This window comes from Microbacterium sp. SZ1 (assembly GCF_002362255.1).
Taxonomy (GTDB): Bacteria; Actinomycetota; Actinomycetes; order Actinomycetales; family Microbacteriaceae; genus Microbacterium.
The window spans coordinates 20,075-44,226 of the sequence record NZ_LPVV01000041.1 but is presented as its reverse complement, the minus strand read 5'-3'; the positions used below and the strand labels follow the sequence as shown (position 1 = coordinate 44,226).

At 69.5% G+C, this 24,152-nt stretch carries 22 protein-coding genes; 13 read left to right on the top strand and 9 right to left on the bottom strand.

The window, feature by feature from the left end; translation table 11 throughout:
* Position 1: 1 nt before the first annotated feature.
* From AUC47_RS16040 to AUC47_RS16015, 6 genes are all read left to right on the top strand, one after another.
* On the top strand, positions 2 to 961 hold the full coding sequence (locus AUC47_RS16040) for a carbohydrate ABC transporter permease (protein ID WP_096716193.1): 960 nt from the start codon (positions 2 to 4) through the stop codon (positions 959 to 961).
* Positions 954 to 1,847, top strand: a complete 894-nt coding sequence (locus AUC47_RS16035) for a carbohydrate ABC transporter permease (protein ID WP_218838232.1) — start codon at positions 954 to 956, stop codon at positions 1,845 to 1,847. The genes AUC47_RS16040 and AUC47_RS16035 overlap by 8 nt, the downstream gene beginning before the upstream one ends.
* 48 nt (positions 1,848 to 1,895) lie before the next feature.
* Positions 1,896 to 2,912 carry a LacI family DNA-binding transcriptional regulator gene (locus AUC47_RS16030; RefSeq protein ID WP_096716192.1) on the top strand — a complete coding sequence of 339 codons (1,017 nt, stop codon included), beginning with the start codon at positions 1,896 to 1,898 and terminating at the stop codon, positions 2,910 to 2,912.
* Between the two features lie 42 nt (positions 2,913 to 2,954).
* On the top strand, positions 2,955 to 4,136 hold the full coding sequence (locus AUC47_RS16025; RefSeq protein ID WP_179297658.1) for a Gfo/Idh/MocA family protein: 1,182 nt from the start codon (positions 2,955 to 2,957) through the stop codon (positions 4,134 to 4,136).
* Between the two features lie 197 nt (positions 4,137 to 4,333).
* Positions 4,334 to 4,927, top strand: a complete 594-nt coding sequence (locus AUC47_RS16020) for a TetR/AcrR family transcriptional regulator (RefSeq protein ID WP_096716190.1) — start codon at positions 4,334 to 4,336, stop codon at positions 4,925 to 4,927.
* 18 nt (positions 4,928 to 4,945) lie between these two features.
* Complete coding sequence (locus tag AUC47_RS16015; protein ID WP_096716189.1) at positions 4,946 to 8,155, top strand: efflux RND transporter permease subunit; 3,210 nt, start codon at positions 4,946 to 4,948, stop codon at positions 8,153 to 8,155.
* A 78-nt stretch (positions 8,156 to 8,233) separates the two neighbouring features.
* On the opposite strand, the gene AUC47_RS16010 is transcribed toward AUC47_RS16015, so the two are convergent.
* Positions 8,234 to 9,130, bottom strand: a complete 897-nt coding sequence (locus tag AUC47_RS16010; RefSeq protein ID WP_096716188.1) for an aldose 1-epimerase family protein — start codon at positions 9,128 to 9,130, stop codon at positions 8,234 to 8,236.
* A 275-nt stretch (positions 9,131 to 9,405) separates the two neighbouring features.
* Here AUC47_RS16010 and AUC47_RS16005 point away from each other — a divergent pair, with 275 nt between their 5' ends.
* Complete coding sequence (locus tag AUC47_RS16005) at positions 9,406 to 11,418, top strand: DEAD/DEAH box helicase (RefSeq protein ID WP_096716187.1); 2,013 nt, start codon at positions 9,406 to 9,408, stop codon at positions 11,416 to 11,418.
* Positions 11,419 to 11,540: 122 nt separating this feature from the next.
* On the opposite strand, the gene AUC47_RS16000 is transcribed toward AUC47_RS16005, so the two are convergent.
* From AUC47_RS16000 to AUC47_RS16830, 3 genes are all read right to left on the bottom strand, one after another.
* Positions 11,541 to 12,080 (bottom strand): YaeQ family protein, encoded by a 540-nt coding sequence (locus AUC47_RS16000; RefSeq protein ID WP_096716186.1) that lies wholly within the window; start codon positions 12,078 to 12,080, stop codon positions 11,541 to 11,543.
* Between the two features lie 61 nt (positions 12,081 to 12,141).
* Entirely contained in the window at positions 12,142 to 13,260 is a 1,119-nt protein-coding gene (locus AUC47_RS15995) for an Rv2578c family radical SAM protein (RefSeq protein WP_256999641.1), read from the bottom strand.
* A gap of 61 nt (positions 13,261 to 13,321) precedes the next feature.
* Positions 13,322 to 13,465 carry a hypothetical protein gene (locus AUC47_RS16830; RefSeq protein WP_179297657.1) on the bottom strand — a complete coding sequence of 48 codons (144 nt, stop codon included), beginning with the start codon at positions 13,463 to 13,465 and terminating at the stop codon, positions 13,322 to 13,324.
* A 90-nt stretch (positions 13,466 to 13,555) separates the two neighbouring features.
* Here AUC47_RS16830 and AUC47_RS15990 point away from each other — a divergent pair, with 90 nt between their 5' ends.
* The 4 genes from AUC47_RS15990 to AUC47_RS15975 all read left to right on the top strand — a co-directional run bounded on the left by AUC47_RS15990 (position 13,556) and on the right by AUC47_RS15975 (position 16,518).
* On the top strand, positions 13,556 to 14,491 hold the full coding sequence (locus tag AUC47_RS15990; protein WP_096716185.1) for a M15 family metallopeptidase: 936 nt from the start codon (positions 13,556 to 13,558) through the stop codon (positions 14,489 to 14,491).
* 150 nt (positions 14,492 to 14,641) lie between these two features.
* Positions 14,642 to 15,805 (top strand): acyl-CoA dehydrogenase family protein, encoded by a 1,164-nt coding sequence (locus tag AUC47_RS15985; RefSeq protein WP_096716184.1) that lies wholly within the window; start codon positions 14,642 to 14,644, stop codon positions 15,803 to 15,805.
* Positions 15,806 to 15,928: 123 nt separating this feature from the next.
* Positions 15,929 to 16,150: a ribbon-helix-helix domain-containing protein gene (locus AUC47_RS15980; protein ID WP_096716183.1), complete on the top strand. Its 222-nt coding sequence runs from the start codon at positions 15,929 to 15,931 to the stop codon at positions 16,148 to 16,150.
* The gene (locus tag AUC47_RS15975; RefSeq protein ID WP_096716182.1) at positions 16,147 to 16,518 is read left to right on the top strand and encodes a type II toxin-antitoxin system PemK/MazF family toxin; all 372 of its coding nucleotides are present in this window, start codon (positions 16,147 to 16,149) and stop codon (positions 16,516 to 16,518) included. Before AUC47_RS15980 ends, AUC47_RS15975 begins: the two co-directional genes overlap by 4 nt.
* Before the next feature lie 79 nt (positions 16,519 to 16,597).
* Here the strand turns inward: AUC47_RS15975 and AUC47_RS15970 are convergent, their stop codons facing one another.
* The 5 genes from AUC47_RS15970 to AUC47_RS15950 form a co-directional block, all read right to left on the bottom strand.
* A complete protein-coding gene (locus tag AUC47_RS15970) occupies positions 16,598 to 17,176 on the bottom strand; it encodes an ECF transporter S component (RefSeq protein ID WP_096716181.1) in 579 nt (192 codons plus the stop codon).
* Complete coding sequence (locus AUC47_RS15965) at positions 17,173 to 18,048, bottom strand: siderophore-interacting protein (RefSeq protein WP_096716180.1); 876 nt, start codon at positions 18,046 to 18,048, stop codon at positions 17,173 to 17,175. The genes AUC47_RS15970 and AUC47_RS15965 overlap by 4 nt, the downstream gene beginning before the upstream one ends.
* An 11-nt stretch (positions 18,049 to 18,059) precedes the next feature.
* A complete protein-coding gene (locus tag AUC47_RS15960; RefSeq protein WP_096716179.1) occupies positions 18,060 to 18,875 on the bottom strand; it encodes an energy-coupling factor transporter transmembrane component T in 816 nt (271 codons plus the stop codon).
* Positions 18,872 to 20,602 carry an ABC transporter ATP-binding protein gene (locus AUC47_RS15955; protein WP_096716178.1) on the bottom strand — a complete coding sequence of 577 codons (1,731 nt, stop codon included), beginning with the start codon at positions 20,600 to 20,602 and terminating at the stop codon, positions 18,872 to 18,874. The genes AUC47_RS15960 and AUC47_RS15955 overlap by 4 nt, the downstream gene beginning before the upstream one ends.
* A gap of 194 nt (positions 20,603 to 20,796) precedes the next feature.
* Positions 20,797 to 21,339 carry an ECF transporter S component gene (locus AUC47_RS15950; protein ID WP_096716177.1) on the bottom strand — a complete coding sequence of 181 codons (543 nt, stop codon included), beginning with the start codon at positions 21,337 to 21,339 and terminating at the stop codon, positions 20,797 to 20,799.
* Positions 21,340 to 21,535: 196 nt separating this feature from the next.
* Here AUC47_RS15950 and AUC47_RS15945 point away from each other — a divergent pair, with 196 nt between their 5' ends.
* Positions 21,536 to 23,818: a carbon starvation CstA family protein gene (locus AUC47_RS15945; RefSeq protein WP_256999640.1), complete on the top strand. Its 2,283-nt coding sequence runs from the start codon at positions 21,536 to 21,538 to the stop codon at positions 23,816 to 23,818.
* A 13-nt stretch (positions 23,819 to 23,831) separates the two neighbouring features.
* Positions 23,832 to 24,077 (top strand): YbdD/YjiX family protein, encoded by a 246-nt coding sequence (locus tag AUC47_RS15940; RefSeq protein ID WP_096716176.1) that lies wholly within the window; start codon positions 23,832 to 23,834, stop codon positions 24,075 to 24,077.
* The last annotated feature ends 75 nt before the right edge of the window (positions 24,078 to 24,152 follow it).

Below are 24,152 nucleotides of genomic sequence, written 5' to 3'. Positions count from 1 at the left end.
CGTGACCGTCGTCGCCTCTCGCGAGGCCGTGCCGGCCGAGCGGATGCCGGAGCCGCAGCGCCCCGGCATCCGCCGCCGTCGGCGCACCCCCGGCGCCTCGCCCTGGTGGGCGCTCGTGTTCCTCGGCCCCACCGCGCTCGGCATCGCCGTGTTCTACCTCTGGCCGACCGTGCGGACGCTCATCATCTCGTTCACGAAGTCCGGGCCGTTCGGCGGCTCGGAGTGGGTGGGCTTCGAGAACTACGCGCGCCTGTTCCAGGACCCCGAGCTGATCGGCGCGTTGCGCAACACCGCGATCTACACGGTGATCGCCCTCATCGGCATCCCGCTCGCGGTCGCGATCGCGGCGCTGCTGAACACCACCGGGCTCACGGGGCGCAGCGCCTATCGCACGCTCTACTTCATCCCCGTGGTGACGATGCCCGCGGCCATCGCGCTCGTCTGGCGCATGATCTACAACGGCGACTACGGCGTGCTCAACGCCGCGCTCGGCACCGTCGGCATCGATGGGCGCAGCTGGCTGACCGACCCGAACACCGCGCTCGTGGCGATCGCGGTCGTCGGCATCTGGGCGGGGCTCGGCACGAACATCGTGATCTTCCTCGCCGGTCTCCAGGGCATCCCCGACACGATCATGGAGGCGGCCGATCTCGACGGCGCCGGCCCGGTGCGCAAGTTCTTCTCGATCACGATCCCGCTGCTGTCGCCGTCGATCTTCTTCGTCAGCGTGATCAGCGTGATCGGCGCACTGCAGGTGTTCGACCTCGTCTACATGATGCTCGGTCGCAGCAACCCCGCCATGCCGAACACCCGCACGGTCGTCTATCTGTTCTACGAAGCGGGGTTCCTCGACAACGATCGCGGCTACGCGGCCGCCGTCGCCTTCCTGCTGCTGCTCATCATCCTCGCGCTGACGATCGTGCAGTTCCGTCTGCAGAAGAAGTGGGTGCACTATGAGTGACCTCTCCCTCGACACCCGCGCGATCGTGGGCGCCGATGCCTCCCGTCGCCGCCGTGCGGCCGGGACGCCGAAGAACCGCGGTCTGTGGATCGTGCACCTCGTGCTGATCGTGGGCGCCGTGCTGATGGTGTTCCCGTTCGTCTGGCAGCTGCTGACGTCGTTCAAGACGCTGTCCGACTCGGTGCAGGTGCCGCCGAGCCTGCTGCCGCGGGAGTGGGTGCTCACGAACTTCGCCGAGGTGTTCGACTCGATGCCGTTCGCGCAGATGTTCGCGAACTCGGTGCTGCTCACGGTCGGCCGCACGGTCGGTCAGGTCGTGCTCTGCACCATGGCCGGCTACGCGTTCGCCCGCATCCCGTTCCCCGGCCGCAACGCGCTGTTCGTCGTGTTCCTCTCGGTGCTCATGGTGCCGTCGCAGCTCTACCTGCTGCCCCAGTACGAGATCATCCAGTCGCTCGGGTGGCTCAACACGCTGCAGGCCCTGATCGTCCCCGGCATCTTCAGCGCCTTCGGCACGTTCCTCATGCGGCAGTTCTTCCTGTCGATGCCCGCAGAGCTCGAGGAGGCGGCCCGCATCGACGGCGCGAATCCGTGGCAGACCTTCTGGCGGATCATGGTTCCGCTCGCGAAGCCTGGCATCATCGCACTTGTGGTGTTCACCGTGCTGTGGTCCTGGAACGATCTGCTCTGGCCGCTGATCGTGACGACCGACCCTGCCCGGATGCCGCTGTCGGTCGGGTTGTCGCAGCTCGTCGGCATCCACGGCACCGACTACCCGGTGCTCATGGCGGGTGCGCTGCTCGCGACGCTGCCCATGCTGGTGACCTTCATGATCCTGCAGAGGCAGTTCATCCAGGGCATCGCGTTCAGCGGATCGAAGGGCTGACCCGTGGCCGAGCGCAGAACGCACGCACCGAGACGACCCACGTTGCGGATGGTGGCCGAGCGGGCCGGCGTGTCGACCGCGACCGTGTCGTACGTGTTCTCGGGCCGAGCGGGCGCCGCGTCGGGCGCCGGTGTCGCCGAGGCGACGGCCGCGAAAGTCCTGGCCGCTGCCGACGAGCTGAACTACCGTCCGAACAGCGCCGCCCGTGCGATCAGGACCGGCCGCTCCGGCATGGTGCAGCTCTCGCTGCACATGCTCAGCGACCCGTGGTCGCTCGCGGTCGCCGACGCCGTCAACGTCGAGGCGAACAAGCACGGGCTGACGACGCTGATCCTCGCCGACGGCGACTGGCACGCGGCGCTCGACCGGGTCGAGAGCGACGTGGCCTACCTCGACGGCATCGGGCTCGACGAGGATGCCGTGGGCAAGCTCGGCGACCTCGTGCGCCGGGGGCAGCGCCTCGTGGTGTTCACCGAACGACCGCTCGACCCGGACGGCTTCGACGTCGTGCGCTCCGATGCGATCCCGGGCTGCGAGATCGCCATGGACCATCTGCTGGAGCGACACACGAGGATCGGCGCCCTCACGGCGGAGAGCGCGGTGCGGCTGGCGCCGACGCAGATCACTCGGTACACGCCCTACCTCGAGCGCATGGCCGCGGCAGACCTCGACGTCGACCCCGCCTGGACGGCGACGTACGGCGACTCGCAGTCGAGCGCGTTCGAGGCCGCCGTCGGGCTGCTGTCTCGCGAGGACCGCCCGGAGGCGATCTACGCCACGACCGACTTCGCCGCGATCGCGGCGATCAACGCGGCGCACATGCTGGGTCTGCGGGTGCCTCACGACGTGGCGGTGATCGGCATCGGCAACACCCCCGACGCGCAGCGCGTCGCCCCGACGCTCACCACCGTCGGTCCGACCGACTTCTTCGCGAGTCAGGCGCGCATCATCATCGACCGCGCACTCGCTCCCGACGACGTTCCGACCCTCGCCCACGAGTTCCCGTGGTCACTCTTCCCCGGGGCGTCGACGGATCTCGACGCTCCGGCATCCCGTACGCGCTGACGCAGACGTCTCGCACACTCTCTCGACCCCAGAAGGACCATCGTGGATCTCTCCATCGGAATCATCGGCTTCGGCGCGCGCGCCACCCTCCGCGAGGAGGTGCACCGCCCCGGCGCCGGCTCGCGCATCACCGCGGTCTGCGACCCCTCGGAACGGGCGCGCGACGACGCCCGCCGCCTGCTGCCCGACGCGCTCGTCACCGACTCGCTCGACGAACTGCTCGCCTCGGGGGTGGAGGCGGTGATGGTGCTGACACCGGACGACACGCATGCCGCTCTCAGCATCCGCGCGCTCGAAGCGGGCGTCGCGGTGTTCTGCGAGAAGCCGCTCGCGATCGACCTCGCCGACGCCGACGCCATGCTGCAGACCGCGCGCCGCACCGGCAGCCGCCTCTACATCGGCCACAACATGCGGCACATGCCCGTGATCACCCTGATGCGCGGCCTGATCCAGGACGGCCGAATCGGCGACGTCAAAGCCGTCTGGGTGCGTCACTTCGTCGGACACGGCGGTGACTACTACTTCAAGGACTGGCACGCCGACCGCCGCCGCACCACCGGGCTGCTGCTGCAGAAGGGCGCACACGACATCGACATCATCCACTGGCTCGCCGGCGCTTACACCGAGCAGGTCGCCGCGATGGGCGAGCTCAGCGTCTACGGCGCGATCACCGACCGCCGGGAGCGGCCAGGCGAGCGGATGCCGGACTGGTTCAGCGTCGACAACTGGCCGCCCGCATCCCTCACCGGACTCAACCCCGTGGTCGACGTCGAGGACATCTCGATGGTGAACATGCGGCTCGCCGGCGGCATCCTCGCCTCCTACCAGCAGTGCCATTTCACGCCCGACTACTGGCGCAACTACACGGTGATCGGCACCGAGGGGCGCATCGAGAACGTCGGTGACACCGCCGGCAGCGAGGTCCGGCTGTGGAACCGTCGGCACCGCGGGGCCGCCGATGCGGATGAGACCTTCATCGTTCCGGAGGTCGTCGACGCCGGACACGAGGGTGCCGACGCCCTGCTCGTCGCGGAGTTCCTGCGGTTCGTGCGCGACGGCGGGCTGACCGAGACGTCGCCGGTCGCCGCCCGCGAGGCGGTCGCCGCCGGCATCCTCGCGACCGAGTCGCTGCGCGGTGACGGCTCGGCGATCGAGGTCCCGGAGCTGGATGCCGACCTCGTCGCGTACTTCGAGCGCGGTCAGGTGGAGGTCTCCGCCGCCTGACCGGCCGCGCCACTTTCGCCGACGCCCCTGCTCGTCGCCGACGCCCTGTCTGGTTGACGCGAATCAGAGGGGGCGTCGGTGCCCGGCAGGGGCGTCGGCACTGGAGAGGGCGGATGCCAGGGGCTCGAGCCGGGCGAACGCTCAGCTTCGACGGGCACAATGTACAGACGTACATGTACGCCCGTACAGGAGGTCTGATGAGCGAGGTCACCCGGCGCCGTCGCGACCCCGAGGCCCGCCGCCGCGAGATCGTGACCGCTGCCGCGGAGCTCATCGTCGAGATCGGCGTCGACGCGCTCACGCATCGCAAGGTCGCTGCGCGGGCGGGCGTGCCCCTCGGGGCCACCACGCAGTACTTCGCGACCCTCGACGACCTGCGCGAAGCCGCCCTCGAGGCGCTCGCCGCCGAGATCCAGGGGCGCATCGAGGAGACCAGGCAGGCCGTCGTCGCCGAAGGCGTGACCCCCGCCGGCATCGCCCGCCTGGTCCGTCAGGCGCTCGACGACGCCCACGCCGTGCACACCGATCGCGCGGTCGTCACCGCCGCCGTGCACGACCCCCGGGTGCGGGCGTTCGCGCGTCAGTGGTCCGACGAGATCGTCGGCTTCATGGAACCCGTCCACGGCCGCGACCGCGCGAGGGCGGCAGCCGTCTTCATCGACGGCGTACTCTGGCATTCGCAGATCCACGACGAGCCGCTCGACGAAGAGCTGATCCGAGACGCCCTCGCCGGGATCCTCTGTCCCGCACCGGCGTCCGCACCCGCATCCACCGCCGCAGCATCCGCCTGACCGACAGAGAGAGAATCCGTGTCGAAACTCGCCGTCCTGAGCCTGAAGAACCGCGCGCTGATCGCCCTCATCACGATCGTCGCCGCGGTGTTCGGCGGACTCGCTCTCACCAACCTCAAGCAGGAGCTCATCCCCTCGATCGAGCTGCCGAACCTCGTCGTCATGACGACCTACCCAGGCGCTTCGCCCGAGGTGGTCGAGAACGACGTGTCGACGCCGATCGAGGCGGCGATCCAGGGTGTGCCCGGGCTCGACGGGACGACCGCGACGAGCACCACCAACGCGTCGATCGTGCAGGCCACCTTCGCCTACGGCACCGATCTCGCGACGGCCGAGCAGAAGATGCAGCAGGCGATCAACCGCATCTCCTCGCAGCTGCCCGAGGACGTCACTCCGCAGGTGCTGGCGGTGTCGATCGACGACTTCCCGGTGATCCAGGTCGCGGTGACGGGCTTCGAGAACGCCGATGACGCGCAGACCCAGCTCGAGAACGTCGCGATCCCCGATCTGGAGGACGTCGACGGCGTCAACGCGGCGCAGATCATCGGCGGCGTCGGCCAGCGCATCACCATCACGCCCGACGTGGCGGCGCTCGCCGCTCGGGGCGAGAGCACGCAGGCGATCAGTGACGCACTGCAGCAGAACGGCACGCTGTTCCCCGGTGGAGACATCACCGAGAACGGTCAGACGCTCACCGTGCAGACGGGCGCGAAGATCACCTCGGTCGAGGAGATCGCGGCACTGCCCATCGTCGGCACCGACGTGACGATCGGCGACGTCGCGACCGTGGTGCAGGAGAGCGACCCGGTGTCGTCGATCTCGCGGGTCGACGGTGAGGACGCCCTGTCGATCTCGATCACGAAGCTCCCCGCGGCGAACACGGTCGAGGTGTCGCAGGGCATCATCGCCGCCCTCGACGAGATCGGCGAGGCGCTGCCGGATGCCGAGTTCACGATCATCTTCGATCAGGCGCCGTTCATCGTGCAGTCGATCGAGACGCTCGCCACCGAGGGGCTTCTCGGACTCGCGTTCGCGGTGATCGTCATCCTCGTGTTCCTGCTGTCGATCCGCTCGACGCTCGTCACGGCCATCTCGATCCCGACCAGCGTGCTGATCACCTTCATCGGTCTGCAGGCGTTCGGCTACTCGCTCAACATCCTCACCCTCGGCGCTCTGACGATCGCGATCGGACGCGTGGTCGACGACTCCATCGTCGTGATCGAGAACATCAAGCGGCACTACGTCGGCGATGCCGACAAGGGCGACGCCATCCGGCTCGCGGTGCGCGAGGTCGCGATGGCGGTCACGTCGTCGACCATCACGACCGTCGCCGTGTTCCTGCCGATCGTCTTCGTCGGCGACATGGTGGGCGAGCTGTTCCGGCCGTTCGCGATGACGGTCACGATCGCAATGGTCGCGTCGCTGCTCGTGTCGCTCACGATCGTGCCCGTGCTCGCGTACTGGTTCCTGCGCCCGGGCAAGCCGCTGCTCGACGAGAACGGCGTGCAGATCGACCCCGAGCACCCGGATGCTCCGCCGACGCCGCTGCAGCGCGCCTACCGTCCGATCCTGGGCTGGACGCTCAAGCACTCCGGCATCACCGTGATCCTCGCGGTCGTCGTGCTCGGCGCGACGCTGGCCGCCGCCCCGCTGATGAAGGTCAACTTCCTCAGCGACTCCGGCCAGAACACGATGACGGTGACGCAGGACCTCGGTCCGACCGCGAGCTTGGAGACGAAGTCCGAAGCGGCGATCGCCGTCGAGGACGCCCTGCTCGACATCGACGGCGTCGAGCACGTGCAGGCGTCGATCGGATCCAGCGGCTCGGCGCTGCGCGATGCCTTCTCGGGCGGCGCCGGCGTCACCTATTCGGTGCTCACCGACAGCGACGCCGACCAGGAGACGCTCCGCGCCGACGTGCAGGATGCGATCGAGAAGCTCACCGACGTCGGAGAGGTATCGGTCGCGGCGTCGGCCGGCCTCGGATCGAGCGACATCGAGATCACCGTCACCGCGTCGAGCAGCGACGACCTCGACGCCGCGACCTCGGCCGTGGTCGACGAGCTCGATGGTCGCGACGGGATCGGCCAGGTCACCGACAACCTCGCCGCCGCGCTGCCCTACCTCGCCGTGGTCGTCGACCGCGAGGCCGCCGCGGCCCGCGGACTATCGGAGGTCGCCGTCGGCGCGATCGTGTCGAACACGATGCGCCCGCAGCAGCTCGGCTCCGTCGAGATCGACGACGCCTCGCTCACCGTGTACCTCGCGAACGCGACCCCGCCCACGACCGCCCAGGCCCTGCGCGAGCTCACGATCCCCACCCCGACGGGCATCGTGCAGCTGCAGGACATGGCGACCGTGGAGGAGCGCAACGGCCCCACCTCGATCACCACCGAGCAGGGGCGCCGCACGTCGACGATCACCGTGCCCCCGGCATCCGACAACCTCGCGGTGGCGACCCAGTCGGTGACCGCCGCGCTCGCCGCGGTCGATCTGCCCGACGGCGCCTCCGCCGAGGTCGGCGGCGTCGCCTCGCAGCAGGCCGACTCGTTCTCGCAGCTCGGACTCGCCATGCTCGCGGCGATCCTCATCGTGTACGTCGTGATGGTCGCGACCTTCAAGTCGCTGCGCCAGCCGCTGCTGCTGCTGGTCTCGGTGCCGTTCGCGGCGACCGGTGCGATCCTGCTGCAGATCGTCACCGGCGTGCCGCTCGGGGTCGCCTCGCTCATCGGCGTGCTGATGCTCATCGGCATCGTGGTGACGAACGCGATCGTGCTCATCGATCTGGTGAACCAGTATCGCGAGAAGGGGCTGTCGACCGCCGAGGCGGTGATGGCGGGTGGCGAGAAGCGTCTGCGCCCGATCCTCATGACCGCGCTCGCGACGATCCTCGCGCTCACCCCCATGGCGCTCGGCATCACCGGTCACGGCGGCTTCATCTCGCAGCCTCTCGCGATCGTGGTGATCGGCGGCCTGCTGTCGTCGACCGTGCTCACGCTGATCGTGCTCCCGACGCTGTACAACCTCGTCGAGGGTGCGAAGGAACGGCGCCACGCTCGCAAGGGCGGCGGTACCGCCGCGACGGATGCCGCAGACGGCGCCCCGGACGGGACCGACGGCCCCGCGCTCGCCGGAGCCGCGGCATCCGGAGCGCCGTCGGCGTCGGCATCCGGCCTCCCGCATGCGCCGCAGCTCACGCGTCGCGAGCTGCGAGAGCGCGGCGAGTAGCCGGATCACCGCTGAGACCCCGTTCTGTCGACCGCAGGGCGGGGTCTCGGCGCGAACCGCGTGTCTCGGGCGTGCGTCTCAGTCGAGCGTGATGCCCCAGCGCAGGGTCCAGGTCTCGCCCGGCGCGAGGCGCCGCAGCCCCGTGCCGCTGTTGAATGCGTCGGCCGGCGCCGTCATCGGCTCCATCGCGACGGCGAGCGGGCGCCCGGGGTACTTGTCGGTCGTGAAGACCTGCACGACCTCGTAGCCATCCCCCTGCCACAGCGTGAGGCGGCGCCCGTCGGGCGCGGTGAGCGAGTGGCGCGCGAGGCCGTCGGCATCCCGGTCGAGGTCGATGAATCCCGTGTCGAGCGACACGTCGCCGAGTCGCACACCGTCCCGCACGGCGGGGTCGATCGCACGCGCGCCGACGGGCAGCATCCGGTCGTCCGTCTCGATGGCCGTGGCAGCTGAGACGCGCAGCACGAGATCCTCTTCGGCGACGTCGCCGATCGTGAGGAACGGATGCGATCCGACCGCGACCGGAGCCGCCGCCGCGGAGTGGTTGGTGATCACGTGCTCGACGTCGATGCAGTCGGCGCGCAGCGTGTAGGTGACGCTCGTCTCCAGGAGGTACGGATAGCCGGTCTGCGGCACGACCCAGGCTCGCAGGGTGGCGGCCGACGCGCCCTCGGTGATCTCATACGCGGTGAAGCGCAGCAGGCCGTGGCTGGCGTTGCCGAACTTCGGCTCGGTGATCGCGAGCTGTCGTGCGGTGCCGTCATCGTTCCACCGGCCGTCGCGCACCCGGTTGGGCCACGGCACGAGCACCACGCCCGAGCACGACGGCGTGGGAGCGCCCTCGGGATACGGCGCGATCAGATCGACCGACCCGATGCGCAGCGAGCGAAGTGAGGCGCCCACCTGCGCGATCTGCGCCGACACCTCGCCGAGCTGGAGATGGACCTGGGTGCCGGTGGGGGATGCGGTGCTCATGCCGCCATCGTAGAGCGAGGGGCGTCCTCCCAGGTGCGACCGGTACACTGGCGTGGTCGGCTTCGGGCACCCGCGTATGGACGCGGACGTTTTTGTGCAAGAAGTGTGAGCCCAGGGGCCGATGGTGAGCGTCGATCGACGTAAATCAACCATCACATGAATGGCCCCGGCCGCTGACAGTCCGGACCCGCAGTTCGATTCCTCGATCGGATGCCGGGTGCTCGCGCGTGTGCGCGGCAGCGCTGTTCTCGTGCGAGAACTCAGAAGGACACCCCATGCCCAAGAACAAGAAGCCCCGCGGCGGACGTCCCGCCGCCAACTTCGAGCCGCGCTACGGCGCGAAGAAGACCTCGTTCCACGACCGCCACGCCGGCGGCCGAGACGGCGGTCGCGACGCTCGCGACGCCCGTGGCGGACGAGCGGATGCCGGAGAGCGGCGTCCTGCAGCGGCCGGCTTCGACCGTCGCCCCGGCAGCCGCAGCCCCGGCCACCGCGGATACCGCCCCGCCGAGGAGGGCGGCGCCCCCAAGCAGCGCTGGTCGGCGCAGGAGCGCGCCGGGCGTGATGAGGCGCGCGGCCTCCGCAATCGCGCCGAGTCCGGGCGCCGCGAGGCTCCGCACCGTCGCGACGACCGCGAGCGACCCCGTTTCGACGAGCGTCCGCGCTTCGACGACCGCGCCGGCGGGCGTCGTTTCGATGACCGTCCGCGCCGGGACGACCGCGGTTCGGACCGCCCCCGGTACAGCGACCGCGACGACCGTCGCGCTCCGCGTTTCGACCGCGATGCGCGTCCGCAGCGCGACGACCGCACAGGATCCGATCGTCCTGCACGTTCGTACGACGCCGACCGGGCGCGTCGCGCCTTCGACCGCGACCGCACGCAGCGTGCGATCGAGGGTGGCCGCGACGAGCGCTCCCGTCCGTCGACCGGTGGCGCGTACCGCACCGAGCGCCCTCGCCGCGACGACCGTGCGAGCCGCGATGCGCGCCCGAGCCGCAGCGACTGGAACGCCGCGCCCAAGCCCGCATTCGAGCCGACCGAGGACGTCGTGCACGAGCGCCTCGAGGCGAAGGCCGTCCAGGCGGTCGAGGTGAACGACGTGACGTTCGCCGACCTCGGCCTCGGATCGAACATCGTCGAGACGCTCGCGAACATGGGGGCGGCCAGCCCGTTCCCGATTCAGGCAGCCAGCATCCCGGCAGTGCTCGAAGGACGCGACGTACTCGCTCGTGGCCGCACCGGCTCGGGCAAGACCATCGCGTTCGGCGCACCGCTCGTCGAGAAGGTGCTGCAGTCGCAGGCCGGCAAGCGCCGTGAGTTCGGGCGGTCACCGCGCGCGATCATCCTCGCTCCGACGCGTGAGCTCGCGCTGCAGATCGACCGCACGATCCAGCCCATCGCCCGAAGCGTCGGTCTCTTCACGACGCAGATCTACGGCGGTGTGCCGCAGGGTCGCCAGGTGGGTGCGCTGAAGAAGGGCGTCGACATCGTCATCGGCACGCCCGGCCGCGTCGAGGACCTCATCAACCAGGGCAAGCTCGATCTCTCCGACTGCCGCATCGCGGTGCTCGACGAGGCCGACCACATGTGCGAGCTCGGGTTCGTCGAGCCCGTCCAGCGCATCCTGCGCCACACGGCCGAGGGCAGCCAGAAGCTCCTGTTCTCGGCGACGCTCGACCGCGAGGTCGCCGCCCTGGTCGACGAGTTCCTGGTCGACCCGGCGGTGTACGAGGTCGCCGGGGAAGACCAGGAGTCCAGCACGATCGAGCACCGCGTGCTCGTGATCGAGCATCGTGACAAGGCCGACATCCTCACGTCGCTCGTCGACCGCGAGGGCAAGACCCTCGTGTTCGCCCGCACGCGCGCATACGCCGAGATGCTCGCCGAGCAGTTCGACGACGCCGGCATCCCGGCCGTGTCGCTGCACGGCGACCTGAACCAGGGCAAGCGCACGCGCAACCTCGAGCGCCTCACCTCGGGCCGCGTGAACGTGCTCGTCGCGACCGACGTCGCCGCCCGCGGCATCCACGTCGACGACATCGACCTGGTCGTGCAGGCCGACGCGCCGGACGAGTACAAGACGTACCTGCACCGCTCGGGCCGCACCGGCCGCGCCGGTCGCTCGGGCCGCGTCGTCACGCTCATCACGCGTCAGCGTCAGCGCCGCATGAGCGAGCTGCTGAGCCGCGCCGAGATCGAGGCGCCGTTCGAGAATGCGCGCATCGACGACGACCTGATCGAGGAGATCGCCGGACGGATGCCGTCGGCGGCCGACCTCACCAGCTGACCGTTCCGTCACGAAGGCCCCGTCTCGCGTTCGTGCGGGCGGGGCCTTTCCGTGCCCCTCGCAGGTCGTTGAGCGAGCAGCGGGCAGCGACGAGACGAAAAACGCGGTGAGGCCCTAGACCGTCAGCCGATCGAGTGTTCGTGCACGGCGGTCGTCAGGCTCGTGCCGTTGAGCGTCAGGTACAGCGTCTGCTCGGTGACGGTCATGGTCACCGCGTTGCGGCGTTCGAGCAGCGGCGCGGCCGACTCGATGAATCCCGGGTCGAAGCTGTGCACGCGCACGTCGTCGGCGCGGTGAATGCGCTTGTCGGCCCACGGCGCCATGACCTTGGCCGGATCGCGGTGAGTGTAGACGACGACGCGGTCTGCGAGACGCGTGGCGTGGTGCAGGCGTTCGGCGTCCGGCGCTCCCACCTCGATCCACGCGGTGATGCGCCCGGTGAGGTCGCGCACGACGACGGCGGGTTCCTCGGTGTCGGAGACGCTGCCGCCGAAGGCCACACCCTCGGCGTACTCGAGTCCGTGTGCGAGCAGACGGGTGAGCAGGTAGGCGTCGGTCTCGGACGGGTGCCGTGCCGCGCGGAGGGAGTGCTCCTCGTAGACTCCGCGATCCGTGTCTGCCAGTTGCACGTCGAACGTGAGGATTGTCGAGCCGATCGCCATAGTCCTCGAGCCTACGGGCTGTGACGCGGCGGGCCCGACGGACGGATGCCGATGACGACCGTCAGAACAGCATCGGCTGTGCTGGCGCCTCCGCGCTCGATCCGGTCGTCCGGAAGCCGACGGTCGTCGTCGCCCGCGCCCCACCCTGTGGCTCGTTCTGTCGCCAGATCGAGCCGACGTGGCCCTCGCCCGACCGTGAGCCCCGCTGCGGGTAGTCGTTCTCGTCGCGGCCGTCGAGCCCGTGCATCCGGATCAGCGGTCGAGCGCGCTTGGCGAGCCACTGCCGGTACCCCTTCGGCGCCTCGGCGGCGACGCCGGGGTAGAACCCCAGGTACGACGACACGAGGTCGGGCCGTGCCTCGCCGAGCCACTGCATGAACCAGGGCTTCACGCCGGGCCGCAGATGCAGTGCGCCGTAGATCACGCGCCGCGCTCCGGCATCCTTGATCCTCTTCAGGGCGGTGTCGATCGCTTCGACCGAATCGGTCATGTGCGGCATGATCGGCATCAGGAACACGGTCACCGGGAACCCCGCGTCCGACAGGGCCTTCACGGTGTCGAGTCGCGCCTGCGTCGTCGGCGCTCCGGGTTCGATCGCCTTCTGCAACTCGTCGTCGTACATCGCGATCGACATCTGCACGTCGACGGGAACGCGCTGCGCGGCCTTCACGAGCAGTGGGATGTCGCGGCGGATCAGCGTGCCCTTGGTGAGGATCGAGATCGGCGTTCCCGATTCCGCCAACGCCTCGATGATCCCCGGCATGAGCTTGTACCGGCCCTCCGCGCGCTGGTACGGGTCGGTGTTCGTGCCGAGTGCGACGGTCTCGTGCTGCCAGCTCCCCTTGCGGAGCTCGCGCCGCAGCACCTCCACGACGTTGGTCTTCACGACGATCTGCGAGTCGAAGTCCGCACCGCCATCGAGGTCGAGGTACTCGTGCGTGCCGCGGGCGAAACAGTAAACACAGGCATGACTGCATCCGCGGTACGGGTTGATCGTCCACGCGAACGGCATGCGCGATGCGCCGGGCACGTGGTTGAGCGCCGATTTCGAGAGCACCTCGTGGAACGTCATGCCGGCGAACTCGGGCGTCGTCACCGATCGCAGCATGCTCGATCGATCCTCGAGGCCAGGGAGCGCAGCGGCATCCGTCTCGCCGACCTTCTGTCCCTGCCACCGCATATCCTCATTCGAACATGATGACGAAGGAAAGGCAAGTGAGATTCGAAGAAAAAGACGAAGATCAGGCGGACGGTTCGGTCGCTCGGATCACCCCGCACTCCACGCACGACCACACCACGAAGAATCGCTCGTCGTCGAGGATCTCGAAGGCGAGCGCTCCGCCGCAGGTCGGGCAGACTCGGGGATCGACCGCGCGCGCATGCATGTGATCACCCTACGGAATCACGACGTCCACGGGCTGAGACCGATCGGATCCCGGCATGCGGCGGCCCGTCGCGCGCGGCACAATGGAGGGATGACCTCCACGTCGCAGCCTCGGCATGCGGCGCCGCGCTCCCCGATTCGCGGACCAGCACTTCCCCTCGGCCTCGCGGTGACCGCCGTCGGCATCCTGCTGTCGATCGCCGGCGCGCCCGTCGCCGACTCCGCCGAGCAGCAGGCGGTGATGCCCGAGCCGGTGGTCGTCGCCGAGGTCCCTGCCGTGCAGGTCGGCGCGACCACGGCGGCCGACCCGTGCTCGGAGCCGTCGGTGCTCGAGGCGATCGCGGTCGCCGACGACGCCGCCATCATCGCCGGGTTCGGGGGCGGGGCGAGCTTCCGCAACGCGGTCGTGGCGGGCAATGCGCCGTGCGTCGCTCTCGACGATCCGGCGCACGTGTGGGTCGTGGTGAACAAAGCGCGACCGCTGAATCCGGTCACCTTCGCGCCGACACCGCTCGCCGACATGCCCCTCGAGATGACGACACCGTCGGGTCAGGCCCGCACCGATGTGTCCGCTGCCGTGGGTGAGATGGCCGCCGCGGCGGTCGCCGAGGGCGCGGGGCAGATCGGCGCGAACAACGGGTACCGCTCGTACGACCTGCAGGTGTCGACGCATGCCTCGCACGTGCGCAACAGCGGGCAGGCGGGGGCGGATGCCGCGTCGGCGCGCGCCGGGCACAGCGAGCATCAGACCGGACTCGCGCTCGACGTCGTCGCCTGCAGCCCGCAATGCGGCGAGATCGAGGCGTTCGGTGCGACACCGCAGGGCGCCTGGGTGGCGGAGAACGCCTGGGAGTACGGCTTCATCGTGCGCTACGAGCAGGTCGGCTCCGGGGTCACCGGCTACAAGCCCGAGCCGTGGCATCTGCGCTACCTGGGGCGGGAGCTCGCGGCGGCCTACCATCACGGCGGCTACCACACGCTCGAGGAGTTCTTCGGCCTTCCGGCGGCGCCCGAGTACCCGCACTGAGCCCATTCGGGGCCGCCTGGGGGCATCCGACAATCGCGGTACCCAGTCTCACCGGAAGTGGGATGCATTCTCACAACGCCCTGTCTTCTCCCCGTCGTACCGGCATATGCTCGCCGGAGCAACGATGCACGAGACGTTCGGGAGGACGGCATGGAACGCGACATCTACGAAGAGGATCACGAGGCATTCCGCGACCTCGTCAAGGATTTCGTCAAGCGCCACGTCACGCACGAGGCGATCGAGAAGTGGGATGCTGACGGCGAGGTCGACCGCGCGACCATGCTCGCCGCCGGTGAAGCCGGCATCATCGGACTCTCGGTGCCCGAGGAGTTCGGCGGAGCGGGCATGCTGCAGGACTACCGCTTCCGCGCGATCGTCAACGAAGAGGTCATCGCCGCGGGGGCCGGGTCGCTCGCCGGCGCCTTCGGCATCCAGGACGATCTGGCCGTCCCGTACCTCGTGCACATGGGCACGCAGGCGCAGAAGGAGAAGTGGCTGCCGCGCATGGCCACCGGTGAGGTCATCGGCGCTCTCGCGATGACCGAGCCGGGTGCGGGTTCCGACCTCCGCGGCATCAAGACGACCGCGAAGAAGACCGACGGCGGCTACATCGTCAACGGCGCGAAGACCTTCATCTCCTCGGGCGCGACGGCCGACCTCGTCGTGACGTTCGTGAAGACCGGCGAGGGCAACCGGCCCGACGCGTTCAGCCTGGCGCTGATCGAGAACGGCATGGAGGGCTTCGACCACGGCAAGAAGCTGCACAAGATGGGCTTCCAGGGTCACGACACCGCCGAGTTGTCGTTCAGCGACGTGTTCGTGCCCGACGAGAACCTCATCGGCGGCGAAGAGGGCAAGGGCTTCATCCAGCTGATGATGAACCTGCCGCTCGAGCGCCTGTCGATCGGCGTCGCCGGTGCGGCGGCCGCGCAGGCGGCGCTGGACTGGACCGTCGCCTACACGAAGGACCGCGAGGCGTTCGGCGAGCGGATCATCGACTTCCAGAACAGCCGCTTCCAGATCGCCGACATGGCGACCACCGTCGACGCCCTCTGGGCCTACATCGACCGCGCGCTGCTCGCCTACTCGAAGGGCAAGCTCTCGGCGGAAGAGGCCGCGAAGGTCAAGTTCTGGGCGACGGAGCGCGAGTGGGAGGTGCTCGACGCCGGAGTGCAGCTGCACGGCGGCTACGGCTACATCACCGAGTACCCCATCGCCCGCGCGTTCCTCGATGCCCGCGTGCACCGCATCTACGGCGGCACGAACGAGATCATGCGCGAGATCGTCGGGCGTCAGATCGCCGGCAAGCGCTGACTCACGCAGAAGGGCCCCGGGTTCGCCCGGGGCCCTTCTGCGTGTACCGCTGCATACCGGTGACAGGACCCTCAGTGGGGAGATCGGTAGCAAAAGCACTGCTACCGGAGTAGTATCGTCGGCATGAGCAGCACCAAGATCAGCCTCAGTCTCAGCACAGCGGACGTGGCGTTCCTCGACTTGGAGGCGCTGAGTGGACGGTACTCCTCGCGCTCAGCGGCGGTGCAGGATGCCGTGCGATTGCTGCGGGAGAGCCGACTGGCTGACGCTTACGCCGAGGCATATGCCGAGGACTACGACGACGCCTGGGATGTGGCCGACGAGGACGGACTCGCCAGCGCATGACCGCAGAGGCGCTGCCGCTTCTGCGCCGAGGACAGATTCTGCTCGTCTCCCTCGATCCCGCGGTGGGTTCGGAGGCGAGTAAGACGCGACCGGCGGTCCTCGTGAGCAACAACACCGCCAACGGTGCGGCTGCGCGGTCGGCCCGGGCGACGGTGACCATAGTGCCGCTGACGTCGAACGTCGCTCGGGTGCGCCCATTTCAGGTGCTGCTCCCCGCGGAGGCCACCGGTCTCGAACGCGATTCGAAGGCGCAAGCGGAGCAGATCAGAACGATCTCCGTTGACCGGATCGTCCGACCCGTGGGTTGGGTGCCGGCTGAACTTGTCGCCGAGATCGACGAGGCCATGCGTCTGCACCTGGCGCTCTGAATCCCACGAGCGAGGCGGCCTGTGCGGCATCCTCCGTCCGCTACCCGAGCGGCAATCGCATCCGCTGCGTCGCGCGGAATCAGCGCGACGCGCGCGCTCCGACGCCGGCCCTACGCAGACGATCGGCGATGAGGACGCCGAGCGCCGTCGCGCCGACGCAGCTCGCGAGAGTGAGAGCGAAGAAGGCGATCTGCAGTCCGACGGTCACGCTGCCGAGATCGAACGACTGCCACGCGAGGATCGGATAGACGACGCTCACGACGACCGCACCGACGTAGTGCAGCCACGTGCCCCAGTGTCGCCAGAGCACGAAGAGGAACGGCAGTTCGGTGAACGCCGCCCACCACAGGTTCGTCGCGACGCTGCTGAAGCCGTACCCCGAGAAGGGGACGACGACGAGGCCGGCCAGCAGGCCCACGAGCAGCCCGATGAAAGGACGCCGCAGCAGCCGCAGGGCGATCACCGAGGGCAGCAGCCAGAGGCCGGCGAGGGCGACGCTCACGAAGGGCAGTCCGGCGAACAGGAGCGTCGAGACCCAGTTCGCGGGGGCGAGCAGGATGCCGCCGGCGACGCCGAGCGCCGCGCACGTGAGCAGCACAGCAGTGGGGACCCGGCGCTTGCCGAATCGCCTGCCGCGCGTCGTGTCGACGCCGGTCACGCGAGGGGCTCCGCCGCGGCATCCCGAGCCGCCTTGGACGCAGGCGACGCGGCGCCGACCTTCCAATACCCGCAGAAGCTCACGGCACTCTTCTCGACGCCGCGCTCGCCGACGAGGTGCTTGCGGACGCCCGAGGCGAGGGACTGCTCTCCTGCGGCGTACACGTGGAACGGGGCCTCCGGCAGTGCGAGGTCGTGCAGCTGTGACAGCGCGCGCGATCCCGGCGGGAATTCGTGCGGGCGTGTGAGCCAGTCGACGTCGACGCCCGCGGGGTGCGGGAAGTCGAGGGCGTCCTCATCGGAGGGGACCTCGATGATCGCCGTGCCGGTCGCGTCGGCCGGAAGCGACGCGCAGATCGACGCGATCGCCGGAAGCGCCGTCTCGTCGCCGATGAGCACGACCCGCTCCGTCCCGCGCTGCGGGTTGAAGGTCAGGCCCTCGTCGATGATGAGGACGTTCTCGCCCGCCGTGCAGGTCTCCGCCCAGCGTGACGCCGGGCCGGCCGTCCCGTCTGCCGCGGAACCGTGCAGCACGAAGTCCACGTCGATCTCCGCGCCGCCGTCGGCGGTCGCGGGTCGGTACGCACGCACCGTGTAGTTGCGCATCACGGGTCGCTCGCCGTCGGGTATGCGCAGGAACTTGAGGTACCCGAACATCTTGTTCGCCTTGGCGGGGACGCGGTCGAGTCCGGCATCCCCTCCGATCGGCAGGAACAGACGGAACCACTGGTCGAAGCCCATCGGGCGGAACTTCGCGATCTCGCCGCCGCCGAGCGTGACGCGGATCCAGTGCGGGGCGAGGCGCTCGGTGCGGAGCACGGTGAGGTGCAGGAGCTCGGACGACTCGGGCTTCACGAGCTTGCTGTATGCCATGGGTACGCCTTTCAGGGCAGCTGCCAGGGGAAGAACGCCGCGAACACCGCGGCGGAGATGACGAAGCACAGGACGACGAACACGGTGTCGCGTGCGCGGAACGGCACCAGGTGTCGTTCGGTGCGGGTCGGGTGGGCGCCGAAGGCGCGGGAATCCATCGCGAGGGCGACGCGTTCGGCGTGGCGGATGGCGCCGGCCAGCAGTGGCACGATGTACCCCCAGCCGCGGGCGATCCGGGCGAACGGGCCGCTGCCGCCGTGGTGACCGCGCACCCGATGGGCAGCGCGGATGACCGACAGCTCGTACCCGAAGCGGGGCACGAACCGGAACGCCGCGAGCGCCGTGTATCCGATGCGATAGGGAACCCGCAGCTGCTGCACGCTCGCGCGCACGAGGTCGGGGCCGGTCGTGGTGAGACCGCCGACCAGCGCGAGGGCGATGATCGCACCCAGCCGCAGTCCCGTGGCAAGGCCGATCGCGAGAGCACCCTGGCGCAGAGTCCAGGCGCCGATCTGCACGACCGCGGGCGTGTCGTCCACGAGTGAGGCATCCACCCACAGTGAGAAGCCGACGCCGATCGCGAGGATGCCGAGCGGCAGCGCTCCGAAGAGCAGCGCCGCCGAGCGGGCTGTGAGTCGTGCACCGACCGCGATCATCGCCAGCGCGAGCACCAGGAACGCGGCGGGCGTCGCGAGGTCCCGCACGAAGATCAGCAGCACCATCGCCGGGACGACGCCCGCGATCTTCGCGAGCGGATTGATCGCGTACAGGAACTGACGACGCGAGGTCTGCGCCAGGGCTGCATACGGGTCGACGATCAGGGTCATGCGATCGCCCATCCGGATGCCGCGAGCACGCGCTGCAGCGAAGGCAGCCGCAGCCCGGCGGATTCGAAGGTCTGCTCGCTGCGGAACAGGTCGGCGGTGGGGCCGGCCGCGTGGACGCGCCCGTCCTGCAGGACCAGGGTGTGCGTCGAGTGCTCGGCGACGAGGTGCAGGTCGTGCGTCACGATCAGGATCGTCGTGCCGTCGTCGCGGAGCTCGTGCAGGAGGGTGAGCAGTTCCGCGGCCCTTGCGCGGTCCTGCCCGAACGTCGGCTCGTCGAGAGCCAGCACCCCGGGTCGGGTGATGAGCGCCGTCCCGACCGAGAGACGGCGCTTCTCACCGCCGGAGAGCAGGAAGGGGTGCACGTCGGCCTTCTCCTCGAGGCCGAATCGCGCGAGCATCGACTGCACGCGCTCGGCGATCTCGGCATCCGGAACGTGCCGCAGCCGCAGCCCGTGCGCGAGCTCGTCGAACACGGTGTGGGCGATGAACTGGTGCTCGGGGTTCTGGAAGACGAAGCCGATCCGGCTCGCGAGGTCGCGGGGAGAGGCCGCGCCGGGGTCGACGCCGTCGACGATCACCTGACGCTTCGGCGGCGGCACCACACCCGCGAGCGCCTGCAGCAGGGTCGTCTTGCCCGCGCCATTGGTGCCGACGATCGCCGTGAAGGTGCCGCGTGCGATGTCGAGGTCGATCCCGTGCAGGATCTCGCTCCTGCCGCGCCGGACGGTCAGCCCGCGTGCCCGGATGATCGGCTGTTCCTCGGTCGTTGAGCGGGCGGAGTCCCTCTCGGTCGTTGAGCGAGCGGAGTCCCTCTCGGTCGTTGAGCGAGCGGAGCGAGACGAAACGCGGTGACCGTGTCCCGTCTCGTCGCCGTCCACGGCAAGGGCGACGGCGAGTTCGTCCGGCGTCAGCGGCAGCGGATCCAGCGTGGCACCGGCATCGCGCATCCTGAGCGCAGCGATCGTGGCGGCCGGAAGCCACACGCCCATCGCGACCAGCTCGTCGACATGACCGCGGATCACCTCGGCGGGCTCTCCGTCGAACGCCACGCGACCCGAGCGGTCGAGCACGATGGTCCGGGTGACGAACGACATGGCCGCGTCGAGATTGTGCTCCACGAGCAGGATCGCCCTGTCGCCGGCGGCGACGACGTCGGCGAGCGCGGCGTACACGTCGTCGATGCCCTGCGGATCGAGGTTCGCGGTGGGTTCGTCGAGCACGATGAGCGGCGATCCCATCGCCAGGGCGCAGCCGATCGCGAGGCGCTGGCGTCCGCCGCCCGACAGCCGGTCGGGGTTCTCGTCACGCCGCTCCCACAGTCCGACCCGTCGCAGCGCCGCCTCCGTCCGTGCGCGCACCTCGTCGAGCGGCAGCCGCAGGTTCTCCGGTCCGAAGGCGACCTCGTCGTACACGGTGCCGGTCACGATCTGCGCGTCGGGGTCCTGAAAAACCATCGCGACGTGAGTGCTGAGCGTCGCCGTCAGCGCCTCGGTCGTGTCGAGGCCGCCCGCGACGACCTGGCCGGTCATGGTCGCCGGCACCGCGTGGGGTATCAGACCGTTGAGGGCGAGGGTGAGCGTCGACTTGCCCGATCCCGAGGGCCCGAGCAGCAGCACGACCTCGCCGGGACGGATGTCGAAGGTCACGTCTGCGGGGGAGGGGCGCGCCGCATCGGCGTGCGTGATGGAGAGGTCGCGCACGCGGAGCAGAGGTGCGGAAGAGCGCACGGCATCCCTCGGATCGCGGATCGGTACCCCTCCAACTTAGCCGAGCCTTACCTGACTCGCGATGCCCGCTCGGTCCGGCCCCCTGACGCCGAAACCCACCACGCCCGTCGAAACCCACCGCCGCCCACGGCGCGGGTGGTGGGCCTGGGCGCGGGTGGTGGGTCTCGGCGCAGAGATGGGGATGCCGCGCGAGGTCAGCGCCGCGCGACGCCCGCCCGACTCAGCGCCGTGCCGATCGCGAGCCCGACCGCGGTCCACGCCACCGGACCGAGCACCGACACCACGAGGTACGCGATCTGCGCCCACAGCGGCAGGGCTCCGAGGTGCGCGGCGAAGAACACGACCACGGCGACGAGGATGCCGATCACACCCGCCGAGAGGAAGAACCGCCACGCGCCCCAGGCCCGGTAGCGCGTCAATGCGGCGATACCCTCCTGGATCGCGCCGAACAGCAGCGCCGTGCCGATGAAGCGCAGCGCCCACGCGGGGTTGAACGCACTCGAGATGAGCGCGGCGATCACGTGCGTCACGAGCGCGACGAGCGGCCGGCGCAGCACCTCCTGAGCGATGATGCCCGGCAGCACATGAGACCCGAGCACGAGGCCGTAGAGGTAGGGCGTGAGGATCAGAACGCCCGGTGTGATGAGGCCGGCGATGCCGCCGAGGATGCCGGTGGCGACGCCGATCGCGGCGCAGACGAGCAGCACGCGCGTCGACAGGAGAGGGGTGCGGGCCACCTCTCCAGACTACTTGCGGAGGGATGCCGCGAAGGCCGCGAGCGACCGTGGAAAACCGCGCTTCGCCGCCCCTCGGCATCCGTTCGTCGCACGGTCGGCGCCGCTGGTCGCACCGGACAGGCACCGGCACATCGCGCGTTCGCGCGGTGCCCTACCGTGGATGAACGCAATGACGCGCATCCCGAGGAGAACCCCCATGACCGCATCCTCGCCGCACAGCCGCGGCACCGCGACCACCGACGACGATCCCGTGATCGTCACCGACCCGAAGCTGCCGCCGGTCGCCCTGACCGACGAGCACCACGAGCGATCGAGCCGCTGGACCCTGCCGAAGATCCTGCTGTGGACCGCCATCGCCCTGCTCGGCGGTGTCGCCTGGGTGATGCTCGCCATCGTCCGCGGCGAGACCGTGAACGCGATCTGGTTCGTGTTCGCGGCCGTGTGCACGTACCTGATCGGTTACCGCTTCTACTCGAAGGTCATCGAGCGCTACATCACACGCCCCGACGACCGTCGGGCCACGCCCGCCGAGGTGAAGCAGGACGGCAAGGACTACGTCCCCACCGACCGCCGCGTGCTCTACGGTCACCACTTCGCGGCCATCGCCGGTGCCGGTCCGCTCGTCGGTCCGGTGCTCGCCGCGCAGATGGGCTATCTGCCCGGAACGATCTGGATCATCGTCGGCGTCGTGCTCGCCGGAGCCGTCCAGGACTACACGGTGCTTTTCTTCTCGATGCGCCGCGGTGGCCGCACGATCGGTCAGATGGCGCGTCAGGAGCTGGGAAGGATCGGCGGCACGGCCGCGATCGTGGCATCCCTTCTCATCATGCTGATCATCGTCGCGATCCTCGCCCTCGTCGTCGTGAACGCGCTCGGCGAGAGCCCGTGGGGTGTGTTCTCGGTCGCGATGACCATCCCGATCGCCCTCTTCATGGGCGTGTACCTGCGCTACCTGCGCCCGGGCAAGGTCACCGAGGTCTCGATCATCGGCTTCGTGCTGCTCATGGCCGCGATCATCGCGGGTGGCTGGGTCGCCGGCACCGAGTGGGGTCAGGCGATCTTCCACCTCGACCGCACGACGATCGCGTGGGGCATCATCATCTACGGCTTCATCGCTGCCGTGCTCCCCGTCTGGCTGCTGCTCGCTCCGCGCGACTACCTGTCGACCTTCATGAAGATCGGCGTGATCGTCATGCTCGCCGGGGCGATCGTGCTCGTGCGCCCGGAGATCTCCGTCCCCGCCGTCAGCATCTTCGGCGAGAACGGCATGGGCCCGGTGTTCGCCGGTCCGCTCTTCCCCTTCCTGTTCGTGACGATCGCCTGCGGTGCCCTGTCGGGGTTCCATGCGCTGATCGCCTCGGGCACCACTCCGAAGCTCGTCGAGAAGGAGCGGCAGACTCGCTTCATCGGCTACGGCGGCATGCTCATGGAGTCGTTCGTCGCGATCATGGCCCTCGTCGCCGCGATCTCGATCGACCAGGGCATCTACTTCGCGATGAACGCGCCGTCTGCGGCGACCGGCGGCACCGTCGAGGGAGCCGTCGCCTTCGTCAATTCCCTGGGCCTGACGGGGGTGAACCTCACGCCCGACATGCTCACCGGTACCGCCGAGGCGGTCGGCGAGGAATCGATCGTGTCGCGCACCGGCGGCGCCCCGACCCTCGCGCTCGGTCTCGCGCACATCATGCAGCAGGCCCTCGGCGGTCAGGCGCTCATGGCGTTCTGGTACCACTTCGCGATCATGTTCGAGGCGCTGTTCATCCTCACGGCCGTGGATGCCGGAACGCGCGTCGCCCGCTTCATGCTGCAGGACTCGATCGGCGCCTGGTTCCCCAGGTTCCGCGACGTCTCGTGGCGTCCCGGCGTGTGGATCTGCACCGCGATCATGGTGGCCGGTTGGGGAGCGATCCTCATCCTCGGCGTCACCGATCCGCTCGGCGGCATCAACACGTTCTTCCCGCTGTTCGGCATCGCCAACCAGCTGCTGGCCGCGATCGCGCTCGCCGTGGTGCTCGCGATCGTCGCGAAGCGCGGACGCAGCTACGTCAAGTGGCTCTGGATCATCGGACTGCCGCTCGCGTTCACGGCCGTCGTCACGATCACGGCGTCGCTGTACAAGATCCTCTCCCCGGTCCCGGCGATCGGCTACTGGGCGAACCATTTCCGCTACCGCGAGGCGCTGAGCTCGGGCGACACGTCGCTCGGGGAGCCGAAGGTGCTGGAGGCCGTCATCCGCAACACCGCGGTGCAGGGCACGCTGTCGATCATCTTCGTCACGCTCGCGATCGTCGTCATCATCGCTGCGGTCATCGCCACCGTCAAGGCGATCCGCAACGGCGGCGGCGAGAACAGTGAAGACGCGCCGGTCGCCTCGCGCCGATATGCTCCCGCAGGATTCATTCCGACCGCCGAAGAGCGCGAGCTCGAGAAGCAGTGGGAGCCGATCCTCGCCGACGAGCGCCGGGCATCGAGGCACTGATCGAGGCACGGAGATGACCGACACGATGAATCGGACGGATGCCGCGGCCACCGCCCTGCGGACGCTTCTCAGCGCCGCGGGGCGGGTGGGCCGCGGCATCCACTGGTACATGACGACGCTGATGGGCGACACCGCGTATGCGACCTACGTCGCCCATCACCGTCGCCACCACCCCGACCAGGAGCCGCTGACCGAGCGGCAGTTCTGGCGGCAGCGGATGGACGACCAGGACCGCAACCCCGGTGCCCGCTGCTGCTGACCGGCCGACGAGTTCGAGGCGCATGTTCTGCGGCCTCGAGCAACTTCTGCGGCCAGAGTCGGTCCCGCGGGCCGC